The organism is Cupriavidus basilensis OR16 (assembly GCF_000243095.1).
In the GTDB taxonomy this organism is placed as follows: Bacteria; Pseudomonadota; Gammaproteobacteria; order Burkholderiales; family Burkholderiaceae; genus Cupriavidus; species Cupriavidus basilensis_D.
In genome coordinates this window covers 41,127-58,357 of sequence record NZ_AHJE01000023.1, presented here as the reverse complement: position 1 = coordinate 58,357, position 17,231 = coordinate 41,127, and the positions used below count along the sequence as shown (strand labels likewise).

The 17,231-nt window shown below is 65.3% G+C and carries 14 protein-coding genes, 2 pseudogenes and 1 riboswitch; of the genes and pseudogenes, 7 read left to right on the top strand and 9 right to left on the bottom strand.

What is annotated here, in order from left to right:
• Position 1: 1 nt before the first annotated feature.
• The 4 genes from OR16_RS10040 to OR16_RS10025 all read right to left on the bottom strand — a co-directional run bounded on the left by OR16_RS10040 (position 2) and on the right by OR16_RS10025 (position 4,905).
• Positions 2 to 1,768 carry an acyclic terpene utilization AtuA family protein gene (locus OR16_RS10040; protein ID WP_237717004.1) on the bottom strand — a complete coding sequence of 589 codons (1,767 nt, stop codon included), beginning with the start codon at positions 1,766 to 1,768 and terminating at the stop codon, positions 2 to 4.
• Positions 1,651 to 2,982, bottom strand: a complete 1,332-nt coding sequence (locus OR16_RS10035) for a CaiB/BaiF CoA transferase family protein (protein WP_237717002.1) — start codon at positions 2,980 to 2,982, stop codon at positions 1,651 to 1,653. The genes OR16_RS10040 and OR16_RS10035 overlap by 118 nt, the downstream gene beginning before the upstream one ends.
• 422 nt (positions 2,983 to 3,404) lie before the next feature.
• On the bottom strand, positions 3,405 to 4,037 hold the full coding sequence (locus OR16_RS10030) for a LysE family translocator (protein WP_006157852.1): 633 nt from the start codon (positions 4,035 to 4,037) through the stop codon (positions 3,405 to 3,407).
• 20 nt (positions 4,038 to 4,057) lie between these two features.
• A riboswitch (ZMP/ZTP riboswitch) is annotated at positions 4,058 to 4,141 on the bottom strand.
• A 62-nt stretch (positions 4,142 to 4,203) separates the two neighbouring features.
• Positions 4,204 to 4,905: a GntR family transcriptional regulator gene (locus OR16_RS10025; RefSeq protein ID WP_006157851.1), complete on the bottom strand. Its 702-nt coding sequence runs from the start codon at positions 4,903 to 4,905 to the stop codon at positions 4,204 to 4,206.
• Positions 4,906 to 5,115: 210 nt separating this feature from the next.
• On the opposite strand from OR16_RS10025, the gene araD reads away from it, so the two are divergent.
• The 6 genes and pseudogenes from araD to OR16_RS09995 all read left to right on the top strand — a co-directional run bounded on the left by araD (position 5,116) and on the right by OR16_RS09995 (position 11,249).
• Positions 5,116 to 6,855 carry an L-arabinonate dehydratase gene (gene araD / locus OR16_RS10020; RefSeq protein ID WP_006157850.1) on the top strand — a complete coding sequence of 580 codons (1,740 nt, stop codon included), beginning with the start codon at positions 5,116 to 5,118 and terminating at the stop codon, positions 6,853 to 6,855.
• A 13-nt stretch (positions 6,856 to 6,868) separates the two neighbouring features.
• Positions 6,869 to 7,621, top strand: coding sequence for a ribonuclease activity regulator RraA (locus OR16_RS10015; RefSeq protein WP_006157849.1), 753 nt, complete (start codon positions 6,869 to 6,871; stop codon positions 7,619 to 7,621).
• Positions 7,622 to 7,728: 107 nt separating this feature from the next.
• Positions 7,729 to 8,727, top strand: coding sequence for a Bug family tripartite tricarboxylate transporter substrate binding protein (locus tag OR16_RS10010; RefSeq protein ID WP_006157848.1), 999 nt, complete (start codon positions 7,729 to 7,731; stop codon positions 8,725 to 8,727).
• A 171-nt stretch (positions 8,728 to 8,898) separates the two neighbouring features.
• Positions 8,899 to 9,806, top strand: a pseudogene (locus OR16_RS10005) (tripartite tricarboxylate transporter substrate binding protein).
• An 81-nt stretch (positions 9,807 to 9,887) separates the two neighbouring features.
• Positions 9,888 to 10,436: a tripartite tricarboxylate transporter substrate-binding protein gene (locus tag OR16_RS10000; RefSeq protein ID WP_006157845.1), complete on the top strand. Its 549-nt coding sequence runs from the start codon at positions 9,888 to 9,890 to the stop codon at positions 10,434 to 10,436.
• 63 nt (positions 10,437 to 10,499) lie between these two features.
• Entirely contained in the window at positions 10,500 to 11,249 is a 750-nt protein-coding gene (locus tag OR16_RS09995; RefSeq protein ID WP_006157844.1) for a 2-hydroxyacid dehydrogenase, read from the top strand.
• Between the two features lie 80 nt (positions 11,250 to 11,329).
• Here the strand turns inward: OR16_RS09995 and OR16_RS09990 are convergent.
• Together OR16_RS09990 and OR16_RS09985 are read right to left on the bottom strand one after the other, a co-directional pair.
• Positions 11,330 to 13,271: pseudogene (locus tag OR16_RS09990) on the bottom strand (TonB-dependent receptor).
• A 59-nt stretch (positions 13,272 to 13,330) separates the two neighbouring features.
• Positions 13,331 to 13,672, bottom strand: a complete 342-nt coding sequence (locus tag OR16_RS09985; RefSeq protein ID WP_006157843.1) for a hypothetical protein — start codon at positions 13,670 to 13,672, stop codon at positions 13,331 to 13,333.
• Positions 13,673 to 13,922: 250 nt separating this feature from the next.
• On the opposite strand from OR16_RS09985, the gene OR16_RS43990 reads away from it, so the two are divergent.
• Complete coding sequence (locus tag OR16_RS43990) at positions 13,923 to 14,081, top strand: hypothetical protein (RefSeq protein WP_158001341.1); 159 nt, start codon at positions 13,923 to 13,925, stop codon at positions 14,079 to 14,081.
• Between the two features lie 72 nt (positions 14,082 to 14,153).
• Here the strand turns inward: OR16_RS43990 and OR16_RS09980 are convergent, their stop codons facing one another.
• From OR16_RS09980 to OR16_RS09970, 3 genes are all read right to left on the bottom strand, one after another.
• A complete protein-coding gene (locus OR16_RS09980) occupies positions 14,154 to 15,551 on the bottom strand; it encodes an amino acid permease (RefSeq protein WP_043419178.1) in 1,398 nt (465 codons plus the stop codon).
• 120 nt (positions 15,552 to 15,671) lie between these two features.
• Positions 15,672 to 16,736, bottom strand: coding sequence for a porin (locus OR16_RS09975; protein ID WP_006157841.1), 1,065 nt, complete (start codon positions 16,734 to 16,736; stop codon positions 15,672 to 15,674).
• Positions 16,737 to 16,818: 82 nt separating this feature from the next.
• Positions 16,819 to 17,208 carry a RidA family protein gene (locus OR16_RS09970; RefSeq protein ID WP_043419151.1) on the bottom strand — a complete coding sequence of 130 codons (390 nt, stop codon included), beginning with the start codon at positions 17,206 to 17,208 and terminating at the stop codon, positions 16,819 to 16,821.
• Positions 17,209 to 17,231 lie beyond the last annotated feature (23 nt).

Genomic DNA, 17,231 nt, shown 5'->3' with positions numbered 1-17,231 from the left:
CTCATCGCAACAGCTCCCTTGGCACCCGCACGGGCATCGCCAGCAGTATCTGCGCCATGCCTTTGCCCAGCGGGTCATTGCGCAAGGAGGCCATGCCGCCGCCGTCGAGCGCGGCCTCGCAGACGAGATTGATCGCGTCGATGCCGGGCAGGTCGTAGCGCGTGATCGGGCCCTTCACCAGATGGCCGAGCCACTGCGCGACGCGCTCGGGGGTCACTTGCGCGCGCAGCAGCGGCAGGTAGTCCGGCTGCCTTGCAATCAGGCCGATGTTGGAGATATCGCCTTTGTCGCCGCTGCGCCCATAGGCGAGGCGGATCAGCGGGACTTCGACCAGGTCGGCCCCCATGTCATCACCCAGGTCATCGCCCATGGCAACGGGACTGGATGCGGTGGGAGCGGGCTCGCTGGGCACAGGCGCGGCGCCGCCTGCCGGCACCGCGACCGGCGTGCGCTGCCCGTCCATCAGCACCGTGGGCGCGAGCGCGCCCTTGTCGAGCAGGAAGGCGGTTTGCCGGATCGACGGCGACGGGCTGGGACGGCCGCTGCCCGATCCGGTGGTGCCCGGGGACCAGCTCGTTCCGGCCGCCGATATCTCCCGGGCGAACAGTGCCAGCGCGGCCTTCTCGGGATGCATGACGGCCAGGCGCATGATGGCCTCGCGCGTGTGGCGCGCCTGCGCCTGCGCATGCGGGCCGTAGCACGACTCCGCACCCAGCACATCGATGTGGGTGCGGGTGTAGTCGCCCCAGCCGTTGTCGCTGAACAGGCGGCGCGTGCGCGCCAGGATGGCCTGCGCCGTGCGTTCCGCCTTGGCCACCGCATCGAACCCCACGATGGTGAGCTGCGCATTGCAGCGAAACCCGTCGGCATAGGTGGCCGACACCTTGTACGCGCCGCCGGGCGCGCGACCGCGTGCGCCGCTGACTTCGACAAGGTCCGGGCCGGCCTGCGCCAGCGTGACCTGCGTGAAATCGCAGGTCACGTCGGGCAACAGGTAAGCAGCGGGGTCGCCGATCTCGTAGAGGATCTGCTCGCCTACGGTGGCGATGCTGACCAGCCCGCCGGTGGCAGGCGGCTTGCCAACCAGGAAGCTGCCGTCGGCGCGGCATGCCACCACCGGATAGCCGATATTGGGCCAGTCGGGCACGCTCTCCCAGTCGGTATGCAGGCCGCCGGTGGCCTGGCAGCCGCACTCGATGATGTGGCCGGCAAGGCTGCCTTGCGCGAGGTGGTCATAGTGATCCGCCTGCCAGCCGAACTCGTGCATCAGCACGCCGAGCGTGACCGCGCTGTCGACGCAGCGGCCGGTGATGACGATCTGCGCGCCCTGGTCCAGCGCCTGCCGGATCGGCAGCGCGCCAAGATAGGCATTGGCGCTCAGGAGCTTGTCCGGCAGAGGCCGGCCCTGTTGCGCGTCCATGTCTCGCAGGCCGGTTTGCAGGCTAGTTTGCAGGCCGGCTTCGCGCAGCGCGGGCACCAGCGGCATCACATCATCGCCCTCCACCACCGCGATGCGCACATCCACGCCCTGCTCCGCGGCAATCGCGGCGAGCGCCTGCGCGCAGCCTTGCGGGTTGATGCCGCCGGCGTTGCTGACCACGCGGATATTGCGCTCGACAATCTCCTTGAGCAGCGTCTTCATCGTCACCGTCACGAAGTCGGTGGCGTAGCCGAGCTCCGGCTTGCGCAAGCGCGCGGCTGCCAGCACCGACATGGTGAGCTCGGCAAGGTAGTCGAACACCAGGTAATCGATCTCGCCGTGGCGCACCAGTTGCGGCGCGCCCACGCTGCTGTCGCCCCAGAAGCCGGAGGCGCCCCCCAGAAGCCGGAGGCGCCGCCGATGCGCACGGTCTTGCCGCTGCCGTCCTTGGCCTTTGCGTGCATGCTTGCTGTCCCCGTCATGCCGTTGCCGATCCGCGCGTGGCGCCAGCGGCCATCATGCCCCACGCCTGGGTGATCGGTCTCGCGGAAGAAGCCGATGTCGCGCAGGTGCGGATCGTCGAGCAGCGTCTCGAACGTGTGCATGGGGAACACTGGGATATCGGCCTCTTTCAGCAGCTCGCGCCATTCGTCCGTGGTGCGCTTGGCCATCTCGTCGCTGACCATCGCGTACAGCTCCGTGATGTGGGCGGTGCGCGTGGTGATGCTGGCGAAGCGCGGATCGGTGTCGAACAAGCCGGCCTTGCCGATGGCCTTGAGGAAGGTACGCCAGTGATGGTCGTGATAGATCAGGCAGCACACATGGCCGTCGCGCGTCTGGTAGGGCCGGCGCTGCGGCGACAACAGGCGCGGATAGCCAAAGCCGCCGCGGGGCGGCACGAAGGTCTCGCCGTAAAGGTGGTCGCCCAGCACATAGGGCACCATGGTCTCGAACATCGGCACGTCCACGCGCTGGCCCTTGCCGGTGCGCGCTTGCGCATACAGCGCGGCGCAGATCACGCCGAAGGCGTAGAGCCCCACCGAACGGTCGGCAATGGTGATCGGGAGATAGCGCGGGATGTCGCCGCTGCCCATGGCCACCGCCTGGGGCAAGCCGCTGGCCGCCTGGATCAGGTCGTCGAACGCGGCTTGTGGCGCGTAGCGGCCGCGCTGCGAGAAGCCGAACATGCCGACATAGACCAGGCGCGGGTTCAGCGCGGACAGGGTTTCGTAGTCCAGCCCCAGGCGCTGCATGGCTTGCGGCCTGACGTTGTAGGCCAGCACATCAGCGTCCTGCACCAGCCGCAGCAATGCCTCGCGCCCTTCCGGCGATTTGAGGTCCAGCACGATGCTGCGCTTGTTACGGTTCAGGCCCAGGTAGAGCGGCCCCATCTTCTCGTCGCCGCACGGCCCGATGCCGCGCGTGACATCGCCCTCGGGCGACTCCACCTTGATCACGTCGGCGCCCAGGTCGCCCAGCATCTGCGTGGCCGAGGGGCCCATGAATACCGCCGTGATGTCCACCACCCGGACCCCGGACAGGGCGCCAGCCGTCATTTCCATTGTCTCCCCCACGCACGCTCGATTAGTTCTATGAATAGGACTATAGGAGAATAACGTGGATGGAACAAGCAAGGATGCGGACTCTGCCGAGTGCGGGGGAACCGACTCGAACACGCCCTGCCGCCGGCCATTCGAGGAAACCCTCTAACCACTTGACAATTTGTGCGGTCCTGTGCGGAAAGACCCGTTTTAATGGGTCGTGTTATCCACAAATACTGTGGATAACACGCACCTCGCTTCCCGCCAACCGGCTTGCAGCCGCCAATCCGGTCGGACTGCCTATTGTTTCAGCAACTTGAAGATTTTGTGGCATATACATGGCAGGGATGCCGACGGCTGCCGGCCGGGCACGGCCCCGGCCGCCCTGTCGCCCCCATGAAAGGCATGGCTGGCCTTGGCCACGCCTATGCCGGCATCGATCGTTATTTCCTGGATTCGTATGCCATGCGCACCGCCAGGCCTGTCAGGACGCTTCCCATCATCCAGCGCTGCGCCAATAGCCACTGCGGGCGTCCCGACAAGAAGGTCGAGATGGATCCGGCCATCACGATGATCAGCGCATTCACAGCGAGGCTGATCGAAATCTGAACCCCGCCGAGCGCCAACGATTGGGTAAGAACGCTGCCATGTCCTGGCGTAATAAACTGGGGAAGCAGAGACAGATACATGACGGCGATTTTGGGATTCGCCAGGTTGGTGATAAATCCCATGCTGAAGAGCTTGCGCGGGGCATCGACCGGCAGGTCGCGCGCTGCAAACGCGGACTGTCCGCCCGGTTTGACGGCTTGCCAGGCGAGATAGAGAAGGTACAAGGCGCCGCCGAAACGAAGCGCGTCATAGGCGTACGGGACCGCGAATATGAAAGCCGTAATCCCGAATGCCGCGCAGAGCATATAGAACACAAAGCCCAGCGCAACGCCGCCCAACGAAATAAGGCCTGCGCGTCTACCTTGGCAAATTGAGCGGGAAATCAGGTAAATCATGTTCGGCCCTGGCGTTAAAACCATTCCCAGGGCCACAAGAGCGAACATGAGCAAATGTGCGAAATCAGGCATAACCCATCTCCAAAGATAGTAGGTAATGCCCAGGCGCGCGGCGGCTTGCAACCTCATGCTTCCCGATAGTGCTCTATCTGTATGCGCCAGTCACATGAGTGTGAAGAATATAGCACGGGAGAAAATACCTTGCGGCCGCAGGCGCCGTGATCGCCGGCACCACGCGCTACTGGAGAAAGCTCCCGTAGCGAGCGCGGATCTCGTCGAGGTTGGCAAGCGTGCCGGAGAGATGCCGGCGCAGGCAGGCCTGCGCGGCATCGGCGTCGCCGCAGGCGATCGCATCGACGATGGCGGTGTGATCCGCCACCACCGCGCGGGCCTTGCCGGCAATCGGCAGGTGCAGGCGGCGCAAGCGGTCCAGGTGACCGCTCTGGCGGCGCACCAGCATCCACAGGTCCGGCACGCGGGCGGCTTCATACATCTGGCGGTGGAAGGCCTGGTCGAACAGGGAGAATTCCGCGAAGTCCTGGGCGGCCAGCATGGCCTGCTGCCGCGCCACGCTCAGGCGCAGCCGCTCCACCAGCGCGGCATCCGGCTCCTCCGCCAGCGTGCGCACGATTTCCACTTCCACGGAGCGCCGCAGGAAATGCGCCTGCTGGGCCAGCGCGATGCTGATGGGGCTGACCACGGTAGCGTGCTGCGGGAAGATATCGACCAGCCCTTCCTCGGCAAGGCGCATCAGGGCATCGCGCACGGGCGTCTGGCTGATGCCGTACTGCGCGGCGAGATCGGTACGCGACAGCACCGTGCCGGGGGGCAGCGTCATGGCGATGATCATGTCCCGCATATGCTCGAACACCTGCGGCGCGGCATGCCGGGTGCGGTCGAACTGGAATTGAATCTGCGGGGCGGACAAGGTGGCTTCCATCGGGGGGTCTGGTTCTACTGCATAGGTGCGCCTCTTCGCGCACAAAGACGCGTCATCGCGTCCCATCCCGGCATTTTAGTGGAAAGCTTTCCGGTTTGACACACTAATATATTAGTGCTTTAATGACTCCGACGATATCAGATGTCGTACCTCTGAGGCCTGCTCTGGCGCCTCGGGTCCGGCCCGATGACACCCCCTGGAAGAGACAACATGACGTCCCGAAAGAAGACGCCCGACACCCTGCGCAGCGCGCGCTGGTTTGCTCCCGACGACCTGCGCTCCTCCGGGCACCGCTCGCGCATCATGCAGATGGGCTACTCGCCCGACGAATGGCTGGACCGCCCGATCATCGCGATCATCAACACCTGGTCCGACATCAATCCCTGCCACTCCCACTTCAAGCAGCGTGTCGACGACGTCAAGCGCGGCATCCTGCAGGCCGGCGGCTTCCCCATCGAGCTGCCCGCCATCTCGCTGTCGGAGAGCGCGGTCAAGCCCACCACCATGCTGTACCGGAACATGCTGGCGATGGAGGCCGAGGAGCTGATCCGCTCCCACCCCATCGACGGCGCGGTGCTGATGGGCGGCTGCGACAAGACCACGCCGGGCTTGCTGATGGGCGCGTCGAGCGCGGGCGTGCCGGCCATCTACGTGCCGGCTGGCCCGATGCTGCGCGGCAACTGGAAGGGCAATGTGCTGGGCTCCGGGTCGGACGCCTGGAAGTTCTGGGACGAGCGCCGCGCCGGCAATATCAGCAAGACCGAATGGATCGGCATCGAGGGCGGCATCGCCCGCAGCCACGGCACCTGCATGACGATGGGCACTGCCAGCACCATGACCGCCATTGCCGAAGCCATCGGGATGACGCTGCCGGGGGCCTCGTCCATCCCCGCCGCCGATGCCAACCACATCCGCATGTGCTCCGAAGCCGGAAGGCGCATCGTGGACATGGTGTGGGAGGACCTGACCCCGCAACGCATCCAGACGCGTGCGTCGTTTGAAAATGCGATTGCCGTGGCCATGGCGATGGGCTGCTCCACCAACGCCATCATCCACGTGATCGCCATGGCGCGCCGCGCCGGCCACGACATCGGGCTGGAGGATTTCGACAAGACCAGCCGCCACGTGCCGGTGATCGCCAATATCCGGCCCAGCGGCGACAAGTACCTGATGGAGGATTTCTTCTACGCCGGCGGCCTGCCCGCGTTGATGAACCGCATCGGCGACAAGCTCCACCTGGACGCGCTGACCGTCACCGGCCGCACGCTGGGCGAGAACATCGCGGGCGCCGAGGTCTATAACGACGACGTGATCCGCACCACGGAAAACGCGCTCTATCAGGAGGGCGCTCTCGCCGTGCTCAAGGGCAATATCGCGCCGGACGGCTGCGTGATCAAGCCCAGCGCCTGCGAGAAACGCTTCTTCAAGCACACCGGCCCGGCGCTGGTGTTCGACGACTATCCGTCGATGAAGGAGGCGGTGGAGCGCGATGACCTCGACGTCACCGCCGATCACATCCTGATCCTGCGCAATGCCGGCCCGCAAGGCGGCCCGGGCATGCCGGAATGGGGCATGCTGCCCATCCCCAAGAAGCTGGTCAAGCAAGGCGTGCGGGACATGCTGCGCATGTCGGACGCGCGCATGAGCGGCACCAGCTACGGCGCCTGCATCCTGCACGTGTCGCCTGAATCGTATATCGGCGGCCCGTTCGCGCTGGTGCGCACCGGCGACATGATCTCGGTCGACATCGATCGCCGCAGCATCCACCTGGAGGTGTCCGACGAAGAGCTGGCGCGCCGCAAGGCCGCATGGACGCCGCCGCCGCCGCGCTTCGGGCGCGGCTATGGCTGGATGTTCTCCAAGCACATCCGCCAGGCCAACGACGGCTGCGACTTCGACTTCCTGCAAACCGATTTTGGCGCGCCCACGGGCGAGCCCAGCATCTACTGATAGCGGACCCATCATGACCGATACCTCAACCACAACCACAACCCAGCCCGGCAAGCTCGGCCAGCAAACCATCGACCAGTTCAAGGCCGTCAGCACCGCCACCTTGTGCACGGCGCTGTTCAAGCGCGGCCTGCGCAACCAGTTTATCCAGGACGTGCATCCGCTCAATCCCGAGCACGGCAACATGGTTGGCGAGGCCTTCACGCTGCGCTACATCCCGGCGCGCGAAGACCTGAACCCGATCTCGGTGTTCCTGGATCCGAACCACCCGCAACGGCAGGCGGTGGAGCAGTGCCCCGCCGGCGCGGTGCTGGTGATCGACAGCCGCAAGGACGCGCGCGCGGCCTCCGCGGGCTCGATCCTGATCACGCGCCTGATGCAACGCGGCGCGGCCGGCGTTGTCACCGACGGCGGCTTCCGGGATTCGCCGGAGATTGCCCGGCTAGCCATGCCGGCCTATCACCACCGCCCTTCCGCGCCCACCAACCTGACGCTGCACCAGGCCATCGAGATCAACGGTCCCATCGGCTGTGGCGACGTGGCGGTGTTCCCGGGCGACGTGGTGGTTGGCGATGCCGAGGGCGTGATCATCGTGCCGCGCCACCTGGCCGAGGAAATCGCGGCGGAAGCGGTGGAGATGACCGCGTTCGAAGACTTCGTCACGGAGGAAGTGATGAAGGGCCGCTCGATCATCGGCCTGTATCCCCCGACCCAGGAGCAAAGCCGCCTGGACTTCGCCGCATGGCGCGAAGCCAAGGGCCGCTAAGCGTCGTTGCCGGCAAGAGGCAAGCAAGACACCAGCAAGACACCAACAAGCACATAAGCCGGCCCGCTCCCAGGCAAGGGGACAAGGCGGCCACGGATGGAGACAAGATGGATCACGAAAAGCGAGGCGCGCTGCGCCGCGTTGCCGCCCTCGGCATGCTGGCTGCGGCCGGCGCCCTGTTCACCACCGGCGCGCGGGCCGAGGACAAATGGCCTTCGCGCCCGATCACCTGGGTGGTGCCGTTCGCGGCGGGCGGGTCAACCGATATCGTCGCCCGCACCATCGGGCAAGAGCTCTCGAAATCGCTGGGCCAGCCGGTCGTGGTAGAGAACCGGCCCGGCGCGGCCGGCGCGGTGGGCGCGGGCTATGTGGCACGCGCCAAGCCAGATGGCTACACGCTGTTTGGCGGCACCATCAGCACGCATGCCATCAACGCGAGCCTGTACAAGAACCTCTCGTACGACCCGGTCAAGGATTTCGAGCCGGTCTGCCTGATCGCCTACGTGCCCAACGTGCTGATGGTGGATGCGAAGCTGCCGATCCACGACGTGAAAGAGCTGATCGCCTATGCGAAGAAGCATCCGGGCCTGAGCTTCGCGTCGTCGGGCGCGGGCACTTCGACGCATCTGGCCGGCGAACTGTTCGCCGACATGATCCAGGTGCCGATGACCCACGTGCCCTACAAGGGCAGCCCGCAGGCGATCCAGGACGTGGCCGCCGGCCTCGTCCCCTTTCTCTTCGACCAGCTGACCGCGGGCGACGCGATGATCAAGGCCGGCAAGCTGCGTGCGCTGGCCGTGACCTCGCCCAAGCGCTCCGCGCTGGCGCCCAACGTGCCGACCATGGCCGAGGCCGGCGTGCCGGGCTTCGAGATGGTGTCGTGGCAGGCGCTATATGCGCCGCACGGCACGCCCAGGGAAGTGGTGCAGCGGCTGAACGCCGAAGTGGTGCGCGCGCTCAAGCAACCCGCCGTGCAGCAACGGATGACGCAGCAGCTTGGCATGGAAGTGGTGGGCAGCAGCCCCGCCGAGCTGGCGGCGTTCATGGGCAAGGAGATCCCGCGCTGGGCCGAGCTGGTGAAGAAGTCGGGCGCCACGGCCAATTGATGGCTCGCGCCGCGAGTCCGATGATTGGCTCCCCTCTCCCGCTTGGCGAGAAGGAGGCGCCACACGGTTGCGAATTCATGCGTTAGCGCTATTGCCGCGCGTTGGATGGAAAACACCAAGCCGGTTCGAATCGAATCGAATCAAATCAAATCGAATCGCGCAGGAGACAACATGCACCTCAGCACCAAACCCATCGCACGGGCGCTAGCGCTAGCGAGCTTCGCCGCCGCCCTCGCCCTCGCCCCCGCCGCCCACGGCGCCGAGCTCAGCTACCCCACCAAGACCATCACCATCATCGTTCCCGCCTCGCCCGGCGGCGCCATCGACCTGGTCGCGCGGCTGGTGGGCCAGAAGATGACTGAAGCCTGGGGCCAGTCGGTGGTAGTGGACAACCGCCCCGGCGCCACCGGCATCATCGGCACCGACCTCGTCGCCAAGAGCGCGCCGGACGGCTACACGCTGGCGCTGGTGGCCAGCAGCCACGCCATCAATCCCAGCATGGTGAAGAAGCTGCCCTTCGACACCATCAAGAGCTTCGCGCCGGTGGCGCTGACCCACGTGGTGCCGCTGATGCTGGTGGTGTCGCCTTCCCTGCCGGTGACGTCCGTCAAGGAACTGATCGCCTACGGCAAGGCCAACCCGGGCAAGTTGTCGTTCGCGTCCAGCGGTTCGGGCGGCGCGCCGCATTTCTCGGGCGAGCTGTTCAAGAGCATGGCCGGCATCGACATGATCCATATCCCTTACAAGGGCAGCACACTGGCCCATCGCTCGCGGTGACCACCATCAAGCGCTCGTCCACCGCGCCGCAGGTGCCAACCATGGCGGAAGCCGGGCTGCCCGGCTTTGATACCAGCACCTGGGGCGGCGTGCTGGCCCCGGCCGGCACCCCCAAGGCCGTGGTGGACAAGCTCAACGCCGAGATCAACAAGGCACTGGCCGCGCCCGACGTGCGCGAGCGCCTGCAGAACGCCGGCATCGAGCCGGCGGGCGGTACACCCGCGCAATTCGCCAGCTTCCTGCAGGTGGAAATGGGCAAGTGGGCCAAGGTGGCCAAGGATGCGGGCATCCAGCCCGAATAGCGACCCCCGAATAGCGACCCCCATAACGACCCCGATGAGATAGCCGGCCGCGCCCGCGGGCCGTATTCATGGAGACATAACATGCGCTCACGCAACACCTTCACGCTTGGCCGCCGCGCGGCATGGATCGCGCTCGCCCTGGGCGCCATCGCGCCCGCCGTGCATGCCCAGCCCGGACGCCGCCTGGCCGGCCTGCTGCACGTGCCCTACAAGGGCGGTGGCGCCGCCATGACCGACCTGATGGCCGGCAATGTCGACATGCTGTTCGCCTCCATCCTGGAGACCGCCGGCCATGTGAAATCGGGCAAGCTGCGCGCGCTGGCCGTGACCAGCAAGGTCCGCTCGCCCGCCATGCCGGACGTGCCGACGCTGGCGCAAGCCGGCATCGCTGGCGCGGAGTCGGGTTCGTGGGTCGGGCTGCTGGCCCCCGCCGGCACGCCCAAGGAAATCGTCGACAAGATCGCCGCCGGGGTCAAGGAAGTGGTGGCGATGCCGGCGGTGAAGGAGCAACTGATCGCGCAAGGCGCGATTCCCGTCGGCAGCACGCCCGCGCAGTTTGCCGACCTGATCGCGACGGACCGCAAGCGCTACGCCAAGATCATCCAGGACAACAAGCTCAGCGCGGACTGAATCCGGCACCGCCGGACCACCGTCACCATTTGGACCTCTTCTCTTGAATTTGGACCTCTTCTCATGAAACCACGCCTTGCCCAGCACGGACGCCTGCCCGCCACGCTGGAAGCCAGCCTCGTCGAGCACTACGACGTCCACCCGCTGTGGGCCGAGACCGACCCCAGCGCCTTCCTCGCCAGCCACGGCGGCGAGTTCGCCGCGCTGACCACGCGCGCCGCCATCGGTGTCGACGCCGCGATGATCAAGGCCATGCCGGCGCTGAAGGTCATCTCCAGCTTTGGCGTCGGCCTGGACAAGATCGACCTCGACGCCGCCCGCGCGCGCGGCATCGCCGTTGGCTATACGCCCGATGTGCTCAACGATTGCGTGGCCGACACGGCCTTTGGCCTGCTGATGGATGTGGCGCGCGGCTTCAGCGCGGCTGACCGTTTCGTGCGGCGCGGCGAGTGGCCCAAGGCGCAGTTCCCGCTCGCCACCCGTGTCAGCGGCAAGCGCCTGGGCATCGTCGGCATGGGCCGCATCGGCCGCGTCATAGCCCGGCGTGGCTCGGGCTTCGACATGCCAGTGAGCTACAACAGCCGCCGCCCCGCCCAGGATGCGCCCTACCGCCACGAGCCATCCCTGACCGAGCTGGCCAGGTGGGCGGACTTCCTCGTCATCGCCACCGCCGGCGGGCCCGAAACCCGGCACCTGGTGTCCGCCGAGGTACTCGAGGCGCTGGGCCCGAACGGCTTCCTGATCAAACGCGTCAAGCCATGGCGGACCTGGTGTTTGAAAACCTGCAGCACTTCTTTGCCAGTGGGGCTGTGAAAGCATCGGCTGTGTAGATCGGCGTTTGCAGGGGTGGGACACCTCGCCCGCCGTGGCGGCAAGCGGCGCGCCACCTGCGCTCAGAAGGGCTTTGACAACGCCACGTAAAAGCTGCGCCGCGGTGCATACTGCGGCGCGCCCACCCCGATGCCGGTCCCGTCGCGCAGCTGGTAGCTGCGATCGAACAGGTTGATCACCGTCAGCCGGACCTTGAATTTGCCGATCACTGGCGCATCGAAGCTGTGCCCAGCACCTACATTGACCTGGAAGTAGGCGCCCAGGTGGTTGGTATTGGCGAAGCCGTTGCGCAGCCCGCTGCCGAACAGCGCGTCGGCACTAAGCAGGGTGCCGTGCCACGTGTACGAGGTCCCGAACGAGCCCGCCACCGTCTGGTCGTGGTCAAGGTGGACCCAGTTGCTGGCGATGAACGCCAGCTCATCCGCGCCGAAATGGAACTGCCCGGTCTCCACCCCCTTGGCCAAGGCGCGCGAAACGCCCAGGTTGGCATAAGCGGCGAAGCTCCCCTGCCGGTAGTTGGCCGTGCCCTCCAGCCCGTAGATCTTGCCTTGGTCGTAGTTGAACGAGGAGAAGATCAGCGCGTTGCCGAACTGCCCCTCGTCCTGCAGGTGGCGCACCTTGCGGTAGTAGGCATCCAGCCCGAGCGTGAGGTTGCGCGTGGCCTGGTGCGACATGCCAATGTCGAAGTAATCCGAGCGTTCCGAGCGCACGGCCGTGTTGGCATCCGACGGCAAGGCGTTGGTGGTGCCGGCGAAGCGGGCCACCGAGGTGGTGTCGATCTTCTCGGTCGCCGGCGGCGTGAAGTAACGCGCGTAGCCGGCATGCAGCCGCGTGACATTGGTGAGATCGTAGGTCAGCCCCAGGCGCGGGCTCAACTGCTGCTCGCTGACGACCGTGTTGACGTGGTCATAGCGCGCGCCGTAGTTGACCGTCAGCTTATCGGTGGCCTTCCATTCGTCCTGCAGGTAGACGCCTAACGTCGTGCCCGTGTTGCTGGTGTTGTCCACGATGGAAAACGGCACGCCGCTGGTCTGGTTGCCATCGGCATCGGCAGGCAGCACGCTGGACGTATTGTTGACGGCGAACCGCTCGCGCTGCACGAACATTGGCGTTGAGCTGGTCGGAGCGCGGCGTGACCACGCCGTCGATGGTGAACGACGGCGACAGGCCCGGCCGGTTCGGAATCTGGAAGCGGTTGTCGGCGCTGCCAAACATGAAGCTGACCCGGCTGTCCGGGTTGATCAGGTACGACAGCATGCCGAATGCCTTGCCCTGGTCGGTGTGGTCGTGGATGGCATTGCGCCCGGCGGCGGGGTTCTCGATGCCGAGGTTGTTCTCGACAAAGGAGCCGCTCAGGAAATAGCTCCACGGCCCCTTTGCGCCCTGCACATAGCCGTTGAGCTCATGGTCGGCGTGGCTGCCGAACACTGTGCCGATCTCGCCGCCGAAGGCCTTGGGCTGCCCCTCTTCATCCGAGGCCGCGCCCTTGGTGCGGATGTCCACGATGCCCGCCGTGCGAAAACCGTACTGCGCCGGCAGCGCCCCGGTGATCAGCTTGATCTCGTCCGCGAAACGCGTATCCAGCATTTGCCCGAAGCCGCTGATCGGCTCGGGAATGATGACGCCGTTGATGCGGTATTGCAGGTTGGCGTGGTCGCCGCGCACGTGCAACTGGCCAAAGGAGTCCTGCACCACGCCAGGGGCTTGCAGCAGGACCTGGTTCAGCGGTGTGTTTTCTCCCTGGGGCAGCGCGTTGATGTCCTCGCTGTCGAAACGATAGACCGAGCTGCCGGTCTCGGGCGACAAGGCGTTGCGCGCCTCGTCGAGCCGCTTGGCGGTGACCACGACGGCGTTCAGGGCCTTATCGCTGGCCGCCTGCGCGGGTGCCGAGGAGGGTGCTGGGGACGGCGCGAATGGGGAGGATGGCGACGACTGCGCGTGGGCGCACAGGGCGAGCGCCGACGCGGCGCCGGCCGCGATGGCTCGAAGCGGGAAACGGGACATGGCAATGCCTCTGATGGAATGGAAACGTCGCGCACGGCCATCTGGCCCGCGCGCATGCGCTAGGCGAACAATGCGCTAGTCAGAGGGGGGCCACGACTGCGGGGCCGCGGCGAGAAGATGGGCGCGATGTGCCGCTCGGCGAGCAGCGGGTAATGCCAGCGCCGGAAGCTGACCAGCAGCAGCCAGCAAGCCATCGACGGCATGCCCACCGCGGCGGCGGCAAAGGCCAGGCATTGCAGGCAGGCGTCGTGGCCGGGCCCGCACTGCTCGATGTCGGCAGGTGTCGCGCAGGGATTGCTCTGCTGGGACGCGTGGAGGTGGGAAAGCGCGTGGACGACGGCACCCGCCTGCCCGAGGAGCAGGAACACGCAGAGCAGGAGTACTAACGGGCGTCGCCACATGGGATGGCTGCGAGGGCGCGGGGCCACGGGTGGCCCGGCTATTCATTTTTGCAACAGTGTTGCGAGTGTGCCACCAGAACACATCAGGACACAAGCGAAGTAAACACCCATGTACCTGGCTGCCAAGGCGGCCAATAACGTTGTGATTTGGGCCGCACCCCCCACCGTCGAGTGGTAGCGAGCCAGGCGTGCTTTTGCGCATACTCGCGGCTAGCAAAAAATAACGCCAACACGCAGCGAGGGGTCAGACATGGAAGCAATTACGTTTGCGGGGTACCTGCTGGCATTTCTGCTGGCGCTGGTCTTCGGGGCGAGAAGCGTGAGCCGGCACCATCCGGCGCTGCGCCAGGAGTTACCGGCCGCCACGGCAGCGGTGACCGCGGTCCTTGCTGCCTCCCGTCAGGACTAGGATTCGTCGGCCAGCGCGCGGCCCAAGTCCTGGCCGCGAGCCCGCTCAATTCGTCCAGACCGGCTTTCTGGCTTATCTGGTCAGCGCTTGCGCACGCGTCCTGTACCAGCCGAAGTAGGCAACCGTAAGCGTGATCAGGAAGGGTGCGCCGAAGATCATGGTCATGCGGAACTCATTCGTAAACAGGGTCGTCAGCATGACGGCTAGCATCAGGGCCGCACCGAGCAGCGTTAGCACGGGGAAGCCCCACATGCGGAAGCGCAACGGCGCACTGCCTCTTGCTTTCCACGCTCGGCGGAAGAAGTAGTGGGTCACAAAGATCATCATCCAGGTGAACATAGCGCCAAACATCGAGATGGCCATCATGATCGCAAACGACGCGCCGGGATTGAAGATGCTCATCATCGTGGCGATGGCGATCCCCGCAGTGGACAGGAGCAGCGCTGGCAGCGGCACGCCGCGCGTGGTGACCCGGCCCAGGCGCTCTGGCGCATAGCCGGCGCGCGAGAGGCTGAACATCATTCGTGTCGTGATGTAAAGCTGGCTGTTCATCGACGACAGCGCCGCGACCAGAACCACGAAGTTGATCACGCCGGCGGCGCCTGGAATCCTGATCGCCGCCATGACCTTGACGAACGGACTCTGGTCTTGCCCCGCAGCGGTCCAGGGAACGATTGCAAGCATCAATGCTAGCGTGAGCAAGTAGAACAACACCAGGCGCAGCATGGTTGAGCGAAATGCACGCGTGACGGCACGTTCAACGGCGATCATCTCGATGCTCAGATAACTGAAGATGGAGATGATGACGGCCACCCACATGCCCCAGACTCCCTTCGGAAAGAATCCGCCATGCGCCGTGTAGTGATGGAAGCCAGCCGCCTGCGCGCTGCCTGCGGCACCGCCAGCCAGGTCTGGCGCACCAAAGACAACATAGGCGCCCAGGAGAATGAACCCAACGATCGCGGCGATCTTGATAGCCGAGAACCAGTACTCAACAATGCCGAAGATATTGACGCTCAAGGCGTTGACCAGGATCAGCGCGCCCGAGAAGGAGATGATCCAGAACCACCCGGGCACCGTCGGGAACCAGTACTGCATATACAGCGCGGTGGCGGTCACTTCGGCCCCGACCGCCAGCACAATGCACGCCCAGTAGGCATAGCGCACCAGGAAGCCGGCCAGAGGGCTGATGTAGTGCTCGGCGTAAGCGCCGAAAGAGCCAGACGTAGGATGTGCGACCGTCATCTCGGCGAGGCAGCCCATCAAGATTAGCGCGATGAATGCGCCGATGGCGTAGCTCACCAGTACACTTGGGCCGGCAAAGCTGATGGCGAAGCCGCTGCCGAGGAACAGGCCCGTGCCGATGGCGCCGCCGATGGCAATCATCGTCATCTGGCTGGCGCTCAGGGTGCGTCGCAGCCCCCTCTCGCGCTCGACGATCTCTTGGAATTCCCTTGGAGGACTTGTCATGAACGATCCCTTCGAATTTTCGGGCGCGCCAGGGCCAATGGTCTCCTGCCCCATTCAGCGCGCCGCCATGTGATCCCCGGTTTTTTGGGGGCTGTATTGAGTGGTGGGGCCTACCCCGGATCAGAAGCTATGGCGAATGCCGAGCGATGCGCCGGTCTGGTTGCCACGCCCCGGCAACTCCGAGGCGGCACCACCGCTGACAACGTTGTGATCCACCGTCCCATACAGCTGCGTGCGCCTTGACAACGAGTATTCGGCCAACAGGACCCCGGCATAGCGCTTACCGCCATTGCCACGGATAGCGTTGACGTTCCTGATGTCGTCGTAGTAGAAAACGCCAGTCAACGCCAGTGCCGGGGTCGCCTGATAGGTGATGCCGGAGTAGAAGGTATTGTCCTTGCGCGGATTCGCTGCATACGAGCCGTAGCTGACAGTACGGGACGAGTCGTTCAATGCACCATCGAGTGAGCCCGTTGCGTCCCGGCCCCCAAGATAGCCCAGGAAAAGGTTGGCGCCGCCAGACGCGTAGCGTCCGGCAACACCCCACATCCGCTGCGCATGGCTCGCCGGATCCCGCGTCTCCTGATACACGCCGCCAAGGCTGAAGCGGCCAACGGTGTAGGCAGCGCGCGCGCCCCAATATGCGTTCTGGCTCATGCTGCCGGGCTGCTCACCGAAGCCGTAGCTGGCGCCCACGTTGAGCCCACCGAATGTGCCGTCATAGCTCAGCGCGTTGTCGATGCGGCCTACCGTGATGAAGTACGGCCAGGAATTGGCGGTGTAATTGCCGATGGTGAGCGGATCGAACTCACCAAACAGGTTGAAGCCTTCGGTGGACTGGCGGCCTAGCCGGATCGTGCCGAGGCTGCTCGACAGACCGACATAGGCGTAGCGGCCGAACAGCCGTCCGTTCTGGTTAGTCTTGCCGTTTTGCGGATCGAAGCCGTTTTCCAGGCGAAAGACCGCCTTGAGGTCAGAGCCCAGCGCTTCCTCCCCCTTGAAGCCGAAGCGACTATTGGTAACGGCACCGTTTGCCAGCGCGACATTGTGGTCGTTCTGAGCGTTGGCATTCGTGGTGAAACGGATGCTCTGGTCAACGATACCGTAGAGCGTCACCGAACCCTGCGCACAGGCGTTGCCTGCGGCGAGCGCTCCCAGCATCAATTGAAATCCAAACGTCCTCATCTCTTTCTCCTCCAGCTACTTCTCGTTCTAGTTATTGATGGTCCCTGCGCCAGCCGGCGAAGGGGGTTACTGATGGGTTGGGTCAAGTGCCGGGCTGCGGCGGGATACGAACGTAGGCAACGATCTCGATCAGCATTTCCGGGTGAACGAAGCCCTGTACCGCGACCGAGGCGCGGTTGGGATAAGGCACGGAAAAGTACTCCCGGTAGACGGCGTCGATCGTCGCCATGTCCTGCGCGTCGCGCATATAGATCAGGACTTGGGCAACGTCCGTCATGCTGGCGCCGGCCGCCGCCACGGTGGCCGCCAGATTGTCAAAGGTAAGCCGCGTCTGCGTCGCGACATCGCCCCCCGCGATCTTGCCGGCGCTGTCGACTGCGCCATGTGCCGTGAACATCAGGGAACCGACGTGCGTCGCCCATGAAAAGGGTTGTGACGGCTCCGGCAATCCGGTCCGGATAGGGTCGGGCATGCTGTCTCTTGAGTTGAGTTGCT

Coding starts and splice junctions, on each gene's coding strand:
- OR16_RS10030 (WP_006157852.1), bottom strand. CDS start 4,037: ATGCCTGATTTCGCACATTTGCTCATGTTCGCTCTTGTGGCCCTGGGA.
- OR16_RS09995 (WP_006157844.1), top strand. CDS start 10,500: ATGAAACCACGCCTTGCCCAGCACGGACGCCTGCCCGCCACGCTGGAA.
- OR16_RS09980 (WP_043419178.1), bottom strand. CDS start 15,551: ATGACAAGTCCTCCAAGGGAATTCCAAGAGATCGTCGAGCGCGAGAGG.
- OR16_RS09985 (WP_006157843.1), bottom strand. CDS start 13,672: ATGTGGCGACGCCCGTTAGTACTCCTGCTCTGCGTGTTCCTGCTCCTC.
- OR16_RS10025 (WP_006157851.1), bottom strand. CDS start 4,905: ATGGAAGCCACCTTGTCCGCCCCGCAGATTCAATTCCAGTTCGACCGC.
- araD (WP_006157850.1), top strand. CDS start 5,116: ATGACGTCCCGAAAGAAGACGCCCGACACCCTGCGCAGCGCGCGCTGG.
- OR16_RS43990 (WP_158001341.1), top strand. CDS start 13,923: ATGGAAGCAATTACGTTTGCGGGGTACCTGCTGGCATTTCTGCTGGCG.
- OR16_RS10035 (WP_237717002.1), bottom strand. CDS start 2,982: ATGGAAATGACGGCTGGCGCCCTGTCCGGGGTCCGGGTGGTGGACATC.
- OR16_RS09975 (WP_006157841.1), bottom strand. CDS start 16,736: ATGAGGACGTTTGGATTTCAATTGATGCTGGGAGCGCTCGCCGCAGGC.
- OR16_RS10010 (WP_006157848.1), top strand. CDS start 7,729: ATGGATCACGAAAAGCGAGGCGCGCTGCGCCGCGTTGCCGCCCTCGGC.
- OR16_RS10015 (WP_006157849.1), top strand. CDS start 6,869: ATGACCGATACCTCAACCACAACCACAACCCAGCCCGGCAAGCTCGGC.
- OR16_RS09970 (WP_043419151.1), bottom strand. CDS start 17,208: ATGCCCGACCCTATCCGGACCGGATTGCCGGAGCCGTCACAACCCTTT.
- OR16_RS10000 (WP_006157845.1), top strand. CDS start 9,888: ATGCGCTCACGCAACACCTTCACGCTTGGCCGCCGCGCGGCATGGATC.